The sequence below is a fragment of the Ruegeria sp. HKCCD6428 genome, from assembly GCF_013110595.1.
GTDB lineage: Bacteria > Pseudomonadota > Alphaproteobacteria > Rhodobacterales > Rhodobacteraceae > Ruegeria.
The window spans coordinates 758222-773859 of the sequence record NZ_WVQX01000001.1; the positions used below are offsets into that span (position 1 = coordinate 758222).

Annotated in this window: 15 protein-coding genes and 3 tRNA genes; 7 read left to right on the forward strand and 11 right to left on the reverse strand. The window is 58.4% G+C overall.

Going from position 1 to position 15638, the window contains the following annotated elements; all coding sequences use genetic code 11:
- Positions 1-18: 18 nt before the first annotated feature.
- The gene (locus GS620_RS03715; RefSeq protein ID WP_171614117.1) at positions 19-678 is read left to right on the forward strand and encodes a DUF1638 domain-containing protein; all 660 of its coding nucleotides are present in this window, start codon (positions 19-21) and stop codon (positions 676-678) included.
- A 2-nt stretch (positions 679-680) separates the two neighbouring features.
- Here the strand turns inward: GS620_RS03715 and GS620_RS03720 are convergent, their stop codons facing one another.
- Complete coding sequence (locus GS620_RS03720) at positions 681-1091, reverse strand: SufE family protein (RefSeq protein WP_117868838.1); 411 nt, start codon at positions 1089-1091, stop codon at positions 681-683.
- A 139-nt stretch (positions 1092-1230) separates the two neighbouring features.
- Here GS620_RS03720 and GS620_RS03725 point away from each other — a divergent pair, with 139 nt between their 5' ends.
- Positions 1231-1761: a hypothetical protein gene (locus tag GS620_RS03725; protein WP_171204833.1), complete on the forward strand. Its 531-nt coding sequence runs from the start codon at positions 1231-1233 to the stop codon at positions 1759-1761.
- Positions 1762-1767: 6 nt separating this feature from the next.
- Here the strand turns inward: GS620_RS03725 and rnd are convergent, their stop codons facing one another.
- The 3 genes from rnd to purM all read right to left on the reverse strand — a co-directional run bounded on the left by rnd (position 1768) and on the right by purM (position 4679).
- Entirely contained in the window at positions 1768-2925 is a 1158-nt protein-coding gene (gene rnd / locus GS620_RS03730; RefSeq protein WP_171362791.1) for a ribonuclease D, read from the reverse strand.
- A 114-nt stretch (positions 2926-3039) separates the two neighbouring features.
- The gene (purN, locus tag GS620_RS03735; RefSeq protein WP_171614120.1) at positions 3040-3636 is read right to left on the reverse strand and encodes a phosphoribosylglycinamide formyltransferase; all 597 of its coding nucleotides are present in this window, start codon (positions 3634-3636) and stop codon (positions 3040-3042) included.
- Positions 3633-4679 (reverse strand): phosphoribosylformylglycinamidine cyclo-ligase, encoded by a 1047-nt coding sequence (purM, locus tag GS620_RS03740; protein WP_171614122.1) that lies wholly within the window; start codon positions 4677-4679, stop codon positions 3633-3635. Before purM ends, purN begins: the two co-directional genes overlap by 4 nt.
- A 106-nt stretch (positions 4680-4785) precedes the next feature.
- Between purM and GS620_RS03745 the strand changes: the two genes are divergently transcribed.
- Positions 4786-4862: transfer RNA gene (locus GS620_RS03745), tRNA-Ile, on the forward strand.
- 53 nt (positions 4863-4915) lie between these two features.
- On the opposite strand, the gene GS620_RS03750 is transcribed toward GS620_RS03745, so the two are convergent.
- Positions 4916-5473: a hypothetical protein gene (locus tag GS620_RS03750; protein ID WP_171614124.1), complete on the reverse strand. Its 558-nt coding sequence runs from the start codon at positions 5471-5473 to the stop codon at positions 4916-4918.
- A gap of 98 nt (positions 5474-5571) precedes the next feature.
- A complete protein-coding gene (locus GS620_RS03755; protein ID WP_171167937.1) occupies positions 5572-6891 on the reverse strand; it encodes an ATP-binding protein in 1320 nt (439 codons plus the stop codon).
- A gap of 44 nt (positions 6892-6935) precedes the next feature.
- Here GS620_RS03755 and GS620_RS03760 point away from each other — a divergent pair, with 44 nt between their 5' ends.
- The 3 genes from GS620_RS03760 (at position 6936) to GS620_RS03770 (ending at position 8204) form a co-directional block, all read left to right on the forward strand.
- Positions 6936-7850: an MBL fold metallo-hydrolase gene (locus tag GS620_RS03760; protein WP_171614126.1), complete on the forward strand. Its 915-nt coding sequence runs from the start codon at positions 6936-6938 to the stop codon at positions 7848-7850.
- A gap of 76 nt (positions 7851-7926) precedes the next feature.
- Positions 7927-8001: transfer RNA gene (locus tag GS620_RS03765), tRNA-Asn, on the forward strand.
- Positions 8002-8129: 128 nt separating this feature from the next.
- Positions 8130-8204, forward strand: a tRNA-Asn gene (locus GS620_RS03770).
- Between the two features lie 21 nt (positions 8205-8225).
- Here the strand turns inward: GS620_RS03770 and GS620_RS03775 are convergent.
- From GS620_RS03775 to zwf, 4 genes are all read right to left on the reverse strand, one after another.
- Complete coding sequence (locus GS620_RS03775) at positions 8226-9845, reverse strand: long-chain-fatty-acid--CoA ligase (protein WP_171614498.1); 1620 nt, start codon at positions 9843-9845, stop codon at positions 8226-8228.
- Positions 9846-10031: 186 nt separating this feature from the next.
- Positions 10032-11636, reverse strand: a complete 1605-nt coding sequence (gene pgi, locus GS620_RS03780) for a glucose-6-phosphate isomerase (RefSeq protein WP_171614128.1) — start codon at positions 11634-11636, stop codon at positions 10032-10034.
- Positions 11637-11640: 4 nt separating this feature from the next.
- Positions 11641-12312, reverse strand: a complete 672-nt coding sequence (gene pgl, locus GS620_RS03785; protein WP_152458116.1) for a 6-phosphogluconolactonase — start codon at positions 12310-12312, stop codon at positions 11641-11643.
- Positions 12309-13763, reverse strand: coding sequence for a glucose-6-phosphate dehydrogenase (gene zwf, locus GS620_RS03790; RefSeq protein WP_171614130.1), 1455 nt, complete (start codon positions 13761-13763; stop codon positions 12309-12311). Before zwf ends, pgl begins: the two co-directional genes overlap by 4 nt.
- Before the next feature lie 163 nt (positions 13764-13926).
- Here zwf and GS620_RS03795 point away from each other — a divergent pair, with 163 nt between their 5' ends.
- Positions 13927-14880 (forward strand): radical SAM protein, encoded by a 954-nt coding sequence (locus GS620_RS03795; protein WP_171614132.1) that lies wholly within the window; start codon positions 13927-13929, stop codon positions 14878-14880.
- Here the strand turns inward: GS620_RS03795 and GS620_RS03800 are convergent, their stop codons facing one another.
- Entirely contained in the window at positions 14881-15543 is a 663-nt protein-coding gene (locus GS620_RS03800) for a hypothetical protein (protein ID WP_216597803.1), read from the reverse strand.
- Between the last annotated feature and the right edge of the window lie 95 nt (positions 15544-15638).

A 15638-nucleotide genomic window follows, 5' to 3' on the forward strand; every position in this document is an offset into this window, starting at 1 on the left:
CCCGGAGGATGCCAAGCGATGTCAAACGAATCCCTGCCAGATGATGCAAGCCTGACCTCGAAGGGCTATGACGATACAGGCAAGGGAAGCATCCTGTTGATTGCCTGTGGCGCTCTTGCGCGCGAAATACTGGACATCAAAACACGAAATGGCTGGGATCACATGGCTTTGACCTGCCTGCCGGCGATCCTGCACGTTCACCCGGAACGGATCATCCAGGCCGTGGAAGACGCCGTGGCCAAGCATCAAAGCGATTTTGACAAGATCTACATCGTTTACGCCGATTGCGGCACCGGGGGTCTGCTTCAGGCCGCCTGCGAAAAACTTGGGGTCGAAATGGTGAAGGGGCCCCATTGCTATTCCTTCTTCGAAGGAAATCAGGCCTTTCAGGACCGCGGAGAAGACGAAACAACCGCGTTCTATCTGACAGATTTCCTGGCCCGGCAATTCGACGCCTTTGTCTGGAAACCACTGGGCCTGGACCGCCACCCGGAACTGCGTGACATGTATTTCGGCAATTACACCAAACTTGTCTATCAGGCCCAGATCGACAGCCCAGAGCTGACGGAACGCGCGCGCGAATGCGCAGACCGGATGGGGCTGGAATTCGAACGCCGGTTCACCGGTTACGGCGATCTGGAAAACACGCTGTCGGACTGGGCAAACCGCCCAGGATGAGGTCAGGCGTTTTCCTGTGCGACCTGCCGGATGCGTTCGATCATAGACCGCAGGCCGTTCGAGCGCTGAGCGGACAGGTGGTCGTTCAGCCCAAGGCGTGCCAGTTCCGCCCCCGCATCGACCTTGGGAACTTCGGCCACGGGCAAACCGTTGTACAAGGACCGAAGAACAGCGATCAGGCCGCGCACGATCAGTGCATCGCTGTCACCATCGAATTTGAAGACGCCGGATTCAATCATCGGATGCAGCCAGACCTGGCTGGCGCATCCATGGACTTTTGTCGCCGGAACCTTGAATGCATCGTCCAGCGGCTCCATCGCCTTGCCCTGCTCGATGACATGGCGATACCGGTCTTCCCAATCCTCGAGAAACTCGAAATCCTCGACAATCTCTTCAAAGGCGGGCGTGGCCATGATGCGGTGATCCTTTGGTTGCATTCACAATTGTGACCTAAGCCGGTGACCCGCCACTGTCCAGCCCCCGCGGTGGCTTTTCAACGCGAAGAATATGCGCTAACCCATTGCCTGAACTCGTGTGAAAGTCTGTGGGTCCATGCAAAAATCTCTGTCCGTTCTCATCATCGCCACGCTGACCCTGACTGCATGCAGCAGCTGGCGTGACTCTCGGGTGAACCCTTCAAACTGGTTCGGATCCAGCAGATCTGTCGAAGCCGAAACGCCGCCCGACCCAAATGCCGCCGACGCACTGGTTCCGAAGCAAGGCGGAGGAACCGGCCTGTTTTCCCGCCCCGATGCCGAAGACACCAGCATTCCAATTGGTCAGATCGACGAGTTGCGTATCGACCCAACTCCCACCGGCGCGATCATCTATGCGTCTGGCACGGCTGTCCGACAGGGGGCATTCAACGCGCGTCTGGTTCCTGTTGAAAAGGAAGAAAACCAGAAGAACGGAACTTTGGAATTTGTGTTCCGTGTGAACTACCCCAGCTATGAGACGCCGCAAGGGTCGGAACGTACCCGGATGGTATCGGACGCCATCAATATCTCGAATCAGGAACTGCAAGGTATTCGGCTGGTCCGCGTGGTCGGACAGCAAAACGCACTGGAATCACGGCGCCGGTAAGCGCCGTTACAGGGACACGACCTTGACCGACTGTCCTTTGGCCGCGAGGGCAATCTTTCCTTCGCACAGTTTGAGAGCATCCTCGCCAAAGACCTCGAACCGCCATCCCGACAAGGCTGGAACATCCCGCTCGCCGGCCGCAATCTGATCCAGGTCCGAGCTTGTGGCGATCAATTTCGCCGCCACACCTGAACTTTCGGTCTTGGACTTCAGCAGAACCCTCAGTAGGTCAGCCAGCGCCGGATTGACCTTGAGCTTGTCGCGCGAAGTGTCGACCTTGGGCAATTTGTCGGGCGGGCAATTCACGCCACGCTTGACCGCTGCCAGAATACCTTCGGCGATCGCCCCTTTGCGGGCTTCGCGCAGCAACAGGCGGGATCCGCCCAAATCCGAATGTGTTTTGGGTTTGGTCGATGCCAGCTCGATCAGCGCGTCGTCTTTGAATACGCGGTTCCGTGGCACGTTGTTTTCCTGCGCATAGGATTCGCGAAACTGCGCCAATTCGCGCACCACGGCCAGAAACTTGGCCGAGTTCGTACGCGTCTTTACCCGCTTCCATGCGTCCTCAGGGCGGATGTCATATGTGGCAGGCTGTGTCAGCGTCCGCAATTCTTCGGCAACCCAATGGCTGCGCTGCGTCTTTTCAAGTTCTGCGGCCAGGTATTCATAGATCCCGCGCAGATGCGTCACGTCTGCCAGAGCATAGTTTTTTTGAGCATCGGTCAACGGGCGCCGGGACCAGTCGGTGAACCGAGAAGTCTTATCAACGCCTTGTTTGCAGATTTTCCGGACCAGAGTTTCATAGCCGACCTGTTCGCCAAACCCGCACACCATCGCTGCGACCTGTGTGTCGAACAGCGGCTTGGGAAAAACGCCGGCTTCGACCCAGAAGATCTCAAGGTCCTGGCGGGCAGCATGGAACACTTTGACCACGCTTTCATTCCGGAAAAGATCGTAAAGCGGGTCAAGCGACAAACCATCGGCAAGCGGATCGACCAGAACCGCGCTGTCTTCATCCTCGGACGGGACAGCCAATTGCACCAGGCACAGCTTGGAGTAATACGTCCGCTCGCGCAGAAATTCGGTGTCGACCGTGATATAGGGATAGCCTTCGGCGGCCTTGCAGAAATCGGCCAGCTCTTGCGTCGTCGTCAGGGTTTTCATGCGCCGTACTAGTATCGCTCTTGTTTTTGTGCCTGCCCGTTTTTGTCCTCGTCCCGAGCGTTGTCGACGACCATAGGCCGATTATTGCACGGGTGTAAATCACCCACAGAGCGTTCACGGCAACAGGACGGGCGACCTGTTGCCTTCAGCAAAGCGCCGCAGCACTTCAGGGTAGAGTTTGTGTTCCCACACCAGCACCCGCGCAGCCAGCGATTCCGGTGTATCATCGGCTTGGATCGGCACCCGTGCCTGGCCCAGAATCGGGCCGTCATCCAGTGCCGCCGTCACCTCATGCACCGAGCAGCCGTGTTCGGAATCTCCGGCTTGTATCGCGCGGGCATGGGTGTTTAACCCTTTGTATTTTGGCAATAATGAAGGGTGGATATTCAGCATTCGTCCTTGAAACCGAGACACGAAATCCGCTGTCAGAACCCGCATGAAGCCAGCCAGGCAGACAATGTCGGGTTGCGCCTCTTGCAGGGGTTTCAAAAGCTCGGCTTCAAAGGCACTGCGGTCCCCCTTGAAAGGGCGATGATCAACCACTGCGGTCGGAATGCCACGGTCCGCAGCTTTTTTCAGCCCGCCTGCCTGCGCGTCATTGGACAACACCAAACAGGGCCGCGCCGGATGATCTTTGGTCATGCTGTCAACAAGCGACACCATGTTCGACCCGCCCCCGGAGATCAGGATCGCGACGCGCTTCTGGCTCACAGCAGTTTGCCCGAATAAGCAACGCCGGGCGTTTCCGTGATGGTACCGATCCGAGCGACGGTTTCACCGGCATCCGCCAGCAGGGCCGACAGCTCATCCGCCTTGTCCGCGGCGCACACGATAATAAGGCCAATACCGCAATTGAAGGTCTTGAGCATCTCCGCCTCAACAATGCTGCCGGTCTTCGCCATCCACCTGAAGACAGGGGACAACTGCCAGCTGCCCAGATCGATCCGGGCCCCAAGCCCTTGGGGCAGCACGCGCGGAAGATTTTCGGTCAACCCACCGCCGGTGATATGCGCCAGCGCGTGAACACCACCCGCACGAACCGCAGCCAAAGCCGGTTTTACGTAAAGGCGTGTGGGCGTCAGAAGTGCCTCACCCAGGTTACCCTCTCCGAAGGGCGACGGCGAATCCCAGCCCAGACCGGACAGTTCGACCAGCTTGCGCACAAGCGAATAGCCGTTGGAATGCACCCCGTTCGAGGCCAGACCCAAAAGGACGTCACCGGCTTGAACGCCCGCGGGCAGATCTGCGCCGCGTTCCATCGCACCGACCGCAAACCCGGCCAGATCAAAATCGCCATCGGGATACATTCCCGGCATCTCGGCGGTTTCACCACCGATCAGGGCACAGCCAGACTGCGCACAGCCTTCGGCAATCCCTTCGATGATCCGCGCCGCCGTATCGGTATCCAGCCTGCCGGTCGCGAAATAATCGAGGAAGAACAGCGGCTCGGCCCCCTGACAGATCAGGTCATTCACGCACATGGCCACCAGATCGATGCCGACCCCGTCCACGACGCCGGTATCAATCGCAATCCGCAGCTTGGTGCCCACGCCATCCGTCGCACCGACCAGGATCGGGTCCTGGTATCCGGCAGCCTTCAGATCGAACAGCGCGCCAAATCCACCCAGGCCGCTCATCACACCGGGGCGGTTGGTCCGCTTGGCGGCGGGTTTGATCCGATCGACCAGGGCGTTGCCCGCGTCGATATCAACACCTGCATCGGCATAGGTGATTCCGTTTTTACCCGCTGTCATGTCCGGTCCCTCAAGAAAGCTTTGCGGGCGGGTTAGTCGATTGTGGCGTTTGTTGCAACGGTCAGGCTTGACGCGGCTGTTCACCGTGATACCCAAGCGCCTAGGCGGGCCTGTAGCTCAATTGGTTAGAGCAGAGCGCTCATAACGCTTTGGTTGGGGGTTCGAGTCCCTCCGGGCCTACCATTTCGCCGAAACATCCGGGTGGGTTGTTGCCGTCTGGACGTTGATGCACTGGCTTATCCGTCCGAATCTTCGAACCCAAAATAGGCGTCAAGCTCCTCTTGGGTTACTTGCCATTCATAGGAATAGCCGTCGCGCCCACCAAAGCTGTAATCCTCGTGACTGCCGGACAGGCTCGGATCTTGATGCACCGCCTCCAAATAGGTCTCGAATTCATCAGGATCGACCCAGAACGAAGCATCCATGATCATCATGTAGTAATCATAGGCAAGAGGCTCATCGAACTTTCCGAAGTCATTCTGCAAATAGTCCAGCATTTCAGCGCAAAATATCGCCATATTGGCACGCACCTGAACCGGAAGAGGTGCCAGATCCTCGTCGCCTTCCACCACGTCCTGCTGCGACGCATGCCACAACTCGGATGCCAACGACTCGATCAGGTCGGACCGCAACCATTTCAGACATGTATCGCCTGCCCCGATAAAACCGGTCAGACGTTCCACCCGCCTTTCATCGGTTTCGTCATACCACTGCCAAAGAGGCAGCAGGGCCGCAAGTGTCGCGCACCCGACAAACCCCTTTTCGGCCAATTTCACGAATCCTGCGATAACCATCCTATGCGCCCCCAAAAAAGCAAAAAACTATGGGGACAGGATGCCATGGCCAGACAAATTAACAAAATTGAACCCCAAGCGCAGACATAACAGGGGGTCTATCGCCCGATAATAATGTCCGCGCAGAGCCCTCCGAGACGTTCACTTTTCGACAGACGCAAAGCGCCACCATGCGCGCGCGCGACATCCGCCACAATCGCAAGACCAAGGCCAACGCCACTGCCCTGATTCTGATTGCGAGCCGGGTCGAGTCGCGTGAAAGGCTTTACCGCCTCTGTACGTTGGTCCGCAGGTATACCGGGGCCGTCATCCTCAACGCGGATGCGCATCGATTTCGCGTTCAAAAACAGGCTGAGCTCGGCCCGGCTGCCATAGCGCATGGCATTTCCAATCAGGTTTTCCACCGCCCGGCGTACAGCCATCGGGCGTATCATGACCGTCCCCTGCCCCTCGACCGCGATCAGCTCTGCCTGATGACCGGCCCGTTTTGCATCATCCACGATCTGGCGGAGGAATTCATCCGGTTGGACCTCTTCCGTCGATCCCTCGGCAGCCCCACGCGAGAAATCCAGAAACGCATCCAGCAAGGACTGCATTTCCGTGACATCCTTTTGCAACGGTGCGGCCTCGTCTTCCGGCAACATCGACAGTCCAAGCTTCAGACGCGTCAACGGGGTGCGCAGATCGTGGCTGACACCCGACAGCATCAACGTCCTTTGTTCGATCTGGCGTTCGATCCGCGACCGCATATCCAGAAACGCATTTCCCGCCGCGCGCACCTCGATGGCCCCACCGGGTGAATACGGAACGATTCGCCCCCGCCCGAAGGCCTGCGCCGCATCAGCGAGGCGCGTAATGGGACGCAATTGATTCCGCATGTAAAGAAACGAGATCGTCGTCATGATGACCGCAAAGAACACCATGGTGACGATCAATTGATGCGGGGCCGCGGGCGACAACCTGCGCCGATCGAACGTCAATTGCAGCAGCCCCAGATGGGTCTTCAAATAAACCCGCGCTTCTTTGCTGCTGGGTAAAGCCACGGCGTCAAGATTGGGCAACCTGGCATACAGTTCGGATTCGACCTGCGGGGCGATGAAATCATACCATCGCCGCGCGCCAATCTCAGGCTGTTCGTTGACGCCCAGAAACCTGGCCTTCATCTCAAGGGCCTGCAAATCGGGACGAATCGACGCCAGCGCCTGTTGTTGCGTTTCCGCGTCCTCGATCATTGTCGAAATCAGCATCACCTCGCGGGATGCCGCGCGCGTCATCTGGCCGGTGACATCCTCAAGATGCTTTTGAAGGAACGCGATTCCCACGACCAGCAACAGCACGATCACAGGTAAAACCAGGATCAGCGCTGCCCGGGCGTAAAGACTGCGAGGCATATAAGGTTTGAGCCAGTGCGAAGACATGCGCTAAACCTAACGGGCTGCCCGGACAAGAGAAAGAGCACAGAATGCAGGCACCAGATGATTTCGATCCGCCCGTCGGCCAGCCAGAGGAACTGCATCCGGGTTTGCGGCGTATTCTGGCCCCGAATCCCTCTCCGATGACCTATCGCGGTACCAACACGTATCTGCTGGGTGAACGCGACATTGCCGTCATCGATCCAGGCCCTGCAAGCGAGGCACATCTGGGCGCAATTCTGGATTCCTTGGCGCCGGGTCAAAGGATCAGCCATATCATTGTCACACATACGCATGTGGACCATTCACCCTTGGCGGCTCCGCTGGCGGCGCGCACAGGGGCGACGATTTATGCTTATGGCGGGCCCGAGGCGGGGCGCAGCGCCGTCATGACCGATCTTGCCGCGCAGGGGCTGACCGGCGGCGGCGAAGGCATCGACACCACGTTTCGCCCTGATGTCGAAGTGACGGATGGTGAGACCATCAATGGCGACGGGTGGCAGCTTGAGGTCATTCACACACCGGGCCATCTGGGCAATCACATTGCCCTGGCCTGGCAGAACATCTGCTTCACGGCGGATCATGTCATGGGTTGGGCCAGCTCATTGGTGTCCCCTCCGGATGGTGATCTGACCGACTTCATGACTGCCTGCCATCGGCTGCGCGCGCGCGACTGGTCGGTTTTCCATGCAGGCCATGGCGCACCGATCACCAGCCCTGCCGAACGTTTGGACTGGCTGATTGCACACCGCCAGACCCGCGAGGCACAGATCCTGAGCGCACTGGAGGATGAAGACGGGACGGCACGGGATCTGGCTGGGCGCATCTATACGGATACGCCAGCGGCATTGCTGCCCGCGGCCGAGCGCAACGTTTTCGCTCATCTCGTTGATCTGAATGGGAAAAACAAAGTGGCTCCCATTGGCCCCCTGTCAGTTTCATCTGTTTTTCGGCGGGTTCGCTAAAACAGCAAAATTTTTTGATGGTTCTCGTACTTAACCACTGGACGTCCGGAATCGGGGTTGCTATATGCGCCTCAGTTCCGGCGTAGCTCAGCGGTAGAGCAGTTGACTGTTAATCAATTGGTCGTAGGTTCGATCCCTACCGCCGGAGCCAAAATCCCCCCTTCGTTCAGACCTGCATTGCCGTCAAAAATCACATCGATTTATGCCGGTTTTTTTCGTCGAAAAACACACGCACCCTCTGGACGTCGGGAAACCGGATTGCTATACGGCGCGAACCGTTCCGGCGTAGCTCAGCGGTAGAGCAGTTGACTGTTAATCAATTGGTCGTAGGTTCGATCCCTACCGCCGGAGCCAATTCCCCAAAACGCAGCAGACCTAGCCTGTCAGGGCGTCGCCGAACTCGGCCCGAAGCTTGCGTTTCAATACCTTTCCGGTCGCGCTCAGCGGCAATGCGTCGACAAAGACAACCTTGTCCGGGATCTGCCACTTGGCGATTTTGCCTTCGAAAAAGGCAAGCAAATCCTCTTCGCCGGGATTCTCACCATCGGCTTTCACGGCAACCAGCAAGGGGCGTTCATCCCATTTCGGATGCGGAACACCAACCACGGCGGCCGTTGCAAGCTGGGGGTGGGCCACGGCGATGTTTTCAAGCTCGACCGAACTGATCCATTCCCCACCGGATTTGATGATGTCTTTGGATCTGTCGCGAATGGTCATGTAGCCATCCGGATCCAAAGTGGCCACATCCCCGGTGGCGAACCAGCCATCCTGTAAAAGTTCCTGATCCTGCAACTGGAAGTAGCTGTCCAGAACCCAGTGACCTCGCACCATCAAATCGCCTTGGGTTTCGCCGTCATGCGGCAGATCATTCCCATCTTCGTCCACGATTTTCAATTCGACCCCAAAGGGTGGTCTGCCCTGACTCAGGCGGATCTTGTGCTGTTCTTCCGGCGGCAGCTTCAGATGTTTGGCCAATGGATAATTCGTCGTGCCCAGCGGGCTCATCTCGCTCATGCCCCAGGCGTGGACCGTGTCAACGCCATAGGTTTCGCGGAACGTTTCGATCATCGACGGAGGGCACGCGGCGCCGCCGATAACCGTGCGTTCAAGGCTTTTGAGTTCGGTTCCGCATGCCGCAGCATAGGCCAGCAAGCCCTGCCAGATGGTCGGCACGCCCATGGCCAAGGTCACGCCATAGGTGTCGATCAGATTGACCAGCGCCTCGCCGTGCAAATCCGGCCCAGGCAATACAAGCCGCGATCCCGACATGGCGCAGGCGTAAGGCGACCCCCACGCGTTGACGTGGAACATCGGCACAACCGGCATGACAACATCCATCGCTGAATACCCGATCACATCCCGTGTGTTCGATGCAAAACTGTGCAGCAGTGTTGACCGATGGGAATACAACACGCCCTTTGGATTGCCCGTGGTTCCCGACGTATAGCACAGACCGCAGGCCGTCTTTTCATCCAGCTCAGGCCATTGGAAACCTGCATCCCCGGTCTCCAGCAACTCGTCATAGAACTTCAGATCAGGAACCTGAGCCGCAGCCTCTTCATTGCGAGGCCCCATGAGGACAAAATGCTGAACTTCGGACAAAGCGTCATGCAGCGCGGCGACCAGCGGAATGAACGTCGCATCAAAGAACAGAACCCTGTCCTGGGCATGGTTGATGATAAAGGTCAGCTGCTCGGGGAACAGGCGGGGATTGACCGTGTGACAGACATAGCCCGCGCCGGACGTGGCAAAATAGATCTCGAGATGCCGCCGATTGTTCCAGGCCAGTGTCCCGATCCTGTCCTGCGGTTCCAGCCCCAGATTGGTCAAGGCCGACGCCATCCGTCGGGCATTCACCGCAATCTCGGACCAGTTGGTTTCAGTGACCGTTCCATCCGTTTCAACCGAAACAATCTCGGTCTGGCCGTGATAGCGGTCAGCGTGATCGATCAGCGACGAAACCAGCAAGGGTTGCGTCATCATCTGTCCTAACATGGACATCCTCCCGTCCTTGGCGAGACCTTGGATGGCCTCTGCCTTGTCCATCTGGCATTGACGGCTTGGGGCGTGACCCGATGCGTCAATACAGTCGTTTCCTACGGAGGAACCCTGCCAATCATTTAATTGTCTGACAATAAAAGAATGCAGCCCAACACGGCCGTGGGCGGCATTTTTTCGCTCTTAGTTTCGGTGTTTCAGCGCGTAGGCGACCAATGCGGCGGTTGATCCGTCCTTACCGTCAGCACTGGCGACACCATCCACGACAGGTCCAAGCGAGTTGGCAAGCTCTTTGCCCAATTCCACACCCCACTGATCAAAGGAATTGATGCCCAGCAGAACACCTTCAACGAACACACGATGCTCGTACAGCGCGATAATCTGCCCCAGAACGAACGGCGTAAGCTTCGGATAGATCAGCGTTGTGGAAGGGCGGTTGCCCGGAAACACGCGGTGTCGCGCCTGTCGGTCAAGTTCGTCGCCATCAAGGCCTTTCTCTGCCATGCGTTCATGGGCTTCATCCAAAGACCGGCCACGCATCAAAGCCTCTGACTGGGCCAGACAGTTGGCCAATAGCAGGCGGTGATGGTGGGTCAACTCGGGTTCGTGCCCTTCGGCGGCGACCATGAATTCACAGGGAATGACATCCGTCCCCTGATGGATCAGCTGATAGAACGCATGCTGGCCATTGGTGCCCGGCTCACCCCAGACCACCGGCCCGGAGGGGACAGCCAGCGAAGACCCGTCCATCGCGACAGATTTGCCATTCGATTCCATTTCCAGCTGCTGGAGATAGGCTGGCAGGCGCAGCAAACGCTGATCATAGGGCAGCACAGCGCGGCTGGTACAACCCAGAACCTGACGGTGCCAGATGCCGACCAGCGCCAGCATCACAGGCATGTTTTCCACCCAATCCGCCGAGCGGAAATGCAGATCCATCGCCTGCCCGCCCCGCAGAAACGCATCAAATGCATTTGAACCGACGGCAATCATGACCGGCAATCCGACCGGCCCCCAGACCGAATAACGCCCGCCCACCCAATCGGCGAAACCGAATACATGCGCCTCGGGGATGCCGAAAGCCTGCGTCTTGTCCAGCGCGCTGGATACGGCGGCAAACTGGCGGGACGGATCACCTCCGCCCTCGGACATCCAGGCGCGGGCCGTGCGCGCATTGGTCATCGTTTCGATCGTGGTGAATGTCTTGGACGCGACAATCACAAGCGTCCGCGCCGGATCCAACGGGCGCAACGTGTCCGCGATATGGGCCCCATCCACGTTCGAGACGTAATGCACCCGCGGGCCATCGTGATAAGGGGCCAGTGCGTGCGTGACCATCACCGGGCCAAGGTCGGACCCCCCGATGCCGATATTCACCACATCGGTGAAACTGCCCCCTGCCCCCGCAATGGCGCCGCCGCGCACTTCCTCGGCAAAGACACGCATCCGATGCAGCGTGTCCAGAACCCCGGGCATGACGTCCTGACCGTCCACGTCAACCGGCCCACCATCAAGGTTGCGCAGGGCGGTGTGCAGCACTGCGCGCCCTTCGGTTTCGTTGATCTTCTTCCCGGCAAACATGGCGTCGCGCCGCGTCGCAAGCCCGGCATCTTCGCACAATTGCAACAAAGCAGCGCGCACGTCTTCATCGATCTGCGTTTTTGAATAATCGAACAGCAAATCCCCGGTCGAGGCTGAAAACGACCCGGCCCGGGTTGCATCCTTTGCAAACAGGTCGACGATACGGCGGTCAGCTGCTGCAAGCGCCTTCAAAGCATCCAACTGCATTGCCTCACTCCGCCCAATGAACCGTCATGCCGCTGAGGACCGCGGCGATCGGTGCCTCTTCCGGTGGCATCGACATGGCTTTGTCCAAAACGTCTCGTTTTGCCTGACCGTAGATGATCAGATGCTTCGACAAGGCCCCGTCCAGAACAGGGGCCGTCAAAGAAATCCGGGGCTCTGGCTGCACATCGGTCCGGGCGACGATCAAGGTTGGCGCCTGGCTGTCGAGGGCCTTGTCCAGCCCGTCCATTCCCGGGAACAACGAGGCCGTGTGCATGTCTTCCCCCATCCCGAGGACAAGAACCGACAAAGGCAGCACCGGCGCGATCAGCGATTCAATTTCCGGCAACGCCGCTTCAGGCTCTGCGCCCGGAACATAAAGTGGAAGATACTGCGCCACGGATGCCCGGTTTGTCAGCAGTCTTTCCCGGATCAGACGTTCGTTCGAACGTTCGTGATCAGCCGGCACGCAGCGTTCGTCCGTAGGCAGAACACGCACACGGTCCCACTCGAGATCGGCGGCACACAGGCTGTCAAAAACCGGCCCCGGTGTTGTCCCGCCGGGGACGGCCAATGCAACGGTGTCATTGTGCAACAAAGCGGCCTCAAGCTCACCAGCCAACGCGTTTGCCACATCGATGGCCAGCATTTCCCGGTCGGCATATTCCTGAATGTTCATGGCTTTATTCCCTGCCAGCGGCGACCGTCCCGTTTCATCAGCAGCTCGGCGTCGCCCGGCCCTGTGCTGCCGCTGTCATAAGGTTTCGGCACGTCCCCGCGCGCCAGCCATCCGGCGATGATCGGATCGGTCCAGGCCCAGGCGGCCTCGACCTCGTCTCCGCGCATGAACAGCGTCTGGTTGCCCCGTATCACGTCCATGACGAGGCGCTCGTAAGCATCTGGCGGGTCTTGATTCTCAGGCCCCAGTGCTTCGGCGAAACTCATGTCCAATGGAACGTCGATCAGCCGCATCCCGCCCGGTCCCGGCTCCTTGATCGTCACTTTCAGCGTGATCCCTTCGTTGGGTTGCAACCGGATCGACAACGCATTGGCGTGACGCCCGGCCTCTTCCCCGAAAATCGAATGCGGCGCGTCCTTGAACATCACATTGATAATCGACGAGCGCGCCACCAGCCGTTTGCCCGTACGCAGATAAAACGGCGTGCCCGCCCATCGCCAATTGCTGACATGCGCCTTCAGCGCCACATAGCTTTCAGTGGTCGAGCGTGGATTGCCGACACATTCGCGGTATCCCACCCCTTCCGGCCCTGCCGAAAACTGGCCGCGCACGATGTGATGCGGCTCCACCGGATCAAGCGCCCGGATCACCTTGAGCTTTTCATCCCGCACCGCGTCCGGATCGAACTTCGCCGGGGGTTCCATGGCAATCAGGCACAGCAGCTGCATCAGGTGGTTTTGCACCATGTCCCGCATCGCGCCGGCGCGTTCATAGTATTCTTCGCGCCCATCGATGCCCACGGTTTCGGCAACGGTGATCTGGATGTGGTCGACATACTGGCTGTTCCACAACGGTTCGAACAGCATATTGCCAAACCGTACGGCCATCAGGTTCTGGACGGTTTCCTTGCCCAGATAGTGATCGATTCGGTAGATCTGGCTTTCATCAAAATGCGCAGCCAGTGTGGCATTCAGCTCTCGCGCGCTGCCCAGATCATGCCCGAACGGTTTTTCCACCACGATGCGCGTATCTTCGGTCGCCAAGTCATAGGCCCGGACCCGCTCGGCCAAGGGGCCGAACAGGCTGGGGCCGACCGAGAAATAGAACGCGCGCACGCGGTTGGGTGACAGTTTTTTACCCAGCAGGTCCCATCCTTCGGCTGATACTGCATCCAGCGGGACATAATCGACCCGCTGTAGAAAACGGGACACTCTCTGGGACTCTGAAGCGCGGACCGCAGCATGCCGGTGAAGCGATTCTGCGACCATCCGTCGGAAATCTTCCGCGGAATGGCCCGCCCGCGCTGCTGCAATAATCCTGGCATCCTCGTGCCATTGCCCGGCGCAAAACCGACGGTAAAGCGCGGGCAGAATCTTGCGCTGCGCCAGATCGCCGGTACCGCCGAAAATGATCAGATCAAAGGGATCAACAGGTATGACGCGTGAAACCATGAATTGTCCTTACCTCGCCCCTTCCGGCATGTCCAATGTTAGCGCAACCATTCGGCAAAAAATCACTCTGTTCAAAACTCTGTCAGAACCGCTGCGTCACCCTTACCAAATCCGCGACAAAGGGCTAGATCGAATTGATGACCTTTAAGAACCGGATGCGGGAATGAAAGACAACGCCCCTCAGCTCGCCAATATCGGCAAGTTTCAAAACAAATCGGTGACAGCTGACGGCCAAACCCGCGCAAAGGTTTCCCTGACACGGCCCGAGACCCTTTGGTTCAATACGGGCACTTTGTGCAATATCGAATGCGTGAACTGCTATATCGCCAGCAGCCCGACCAATGACGCTTTGGTTTACATCACCGCTGACGAGGTCCGGAACTACCTGGATCAGATCGAAGCCCGCAACTGGCCCGTGCACGAGATCGGTTTCACGGGCGGTGAGCCGTTCATGAACCCGCAAATGATCGACATGACGCGCGCCGCGCTGGAACGAGGGTACAAGGTTCTGATCCTGACCAACGCAATGGCGCCGATGATGCGCCGCAAAATGCGCGAAGGGTTGCTGGGGTTGCAAAAGGAATTCAACCACATGTTGACTCTGCGCATTTCGGTCGATCACTTCCGCCCGGCCCTGCACGACGAAGAACGCGGCGACGGCAGTTTCGACAAAACCCTGGCCGGGATGGAATGGTTGCGCGACCACGGTTTCAACATGGCCATCGCCGGGCGTACGGTCTGGGGGGAGTCAGACGCGGAAAGCCGTGCTGGCTATGCCAGGTTCTTTGCCAGGCACGGATTTGATATTGACCCGCAGAACCCGGCTCAGACCGTTCTGTTTCCCGAAATGGACGAAACTGTCGAGGTTCCAGAAATCACCACCGCGTGCTGGGGAATTCTTGACAAATCCCCCAACGACGTCATGTGCGCCAGCGCCCGTATGGTGGTCAAACGCAAGGGGGCCGAAAAACCTGCTGTCCTGGCCTGCACCCTGCTGCCCTATGAGCCCGAGTTCGAGATGGGTCATACCCTGGCCGAGGCCGAGGCGGACGTGCATCTGAACCACCCTCATTGCGCCAAATTCTGCGTTCTGGGCGGGGCCAGCTGTTCTGGCTGATCAGTTCAGCTCGGGCGATTTCCAGAACTTCGTACCGGACGCGCCGGCCGATACGCGCCAGCCCTTTTTGTTGAGAACAAAGAACGAGCGTCCGTCAGTAAAACGCAGGGTTTCGCCCGTTTTGTCCTCGCCATACATGGCCCCCGTTTCTGCGGTCGCGTCATAGCCCTGGTTTATGAACTTTTCCAGATCAGCAGGGGTTTCGAACAGGATCACGAATTTGGTCTCGAACCCACCGATGCCGATGGCGCCGCCAACGCCGCCCGTTCCCATGTTCATGTATGTGTGTTGCCCGGTGTCTTTCGACACCGCCACGCCCCGGCCATAGCCCGCCGACACAGGGAATACTGTAACCTTACGAGAGTCGAACACCGCATACCCGGCACTGACGTCATAAAGTGGCCTCGCATCGGGGTTTTCCGCCAAAAGCTGATCCAAAATCTCGCCTGCCATCGCGTCAAGCTTTGCGCGCGTTTCTTCAGGTGTTGCCTCGTTGGACAGCAGCTCCGAAGTGGACGTGATCGTATCGTCAACCGCTTCGGCACCTTTGTCGATCGTCTTCCCGACGCTCTCGGCGCCCTTTTTGATTTTGTCCAGAACACCCTCGGCAAAAACGGGGCTGGTCATGCAAAGCGCTGCAACAAATAGAACGGCTCTGATCATTGTTTTTTCCTGTGACGCCATCAGATTGGCAGTCACCATACGCGACTTGCCTCAAATGAGAACAGGAATTCCGACGCACAGGCGAACCTGGCCGA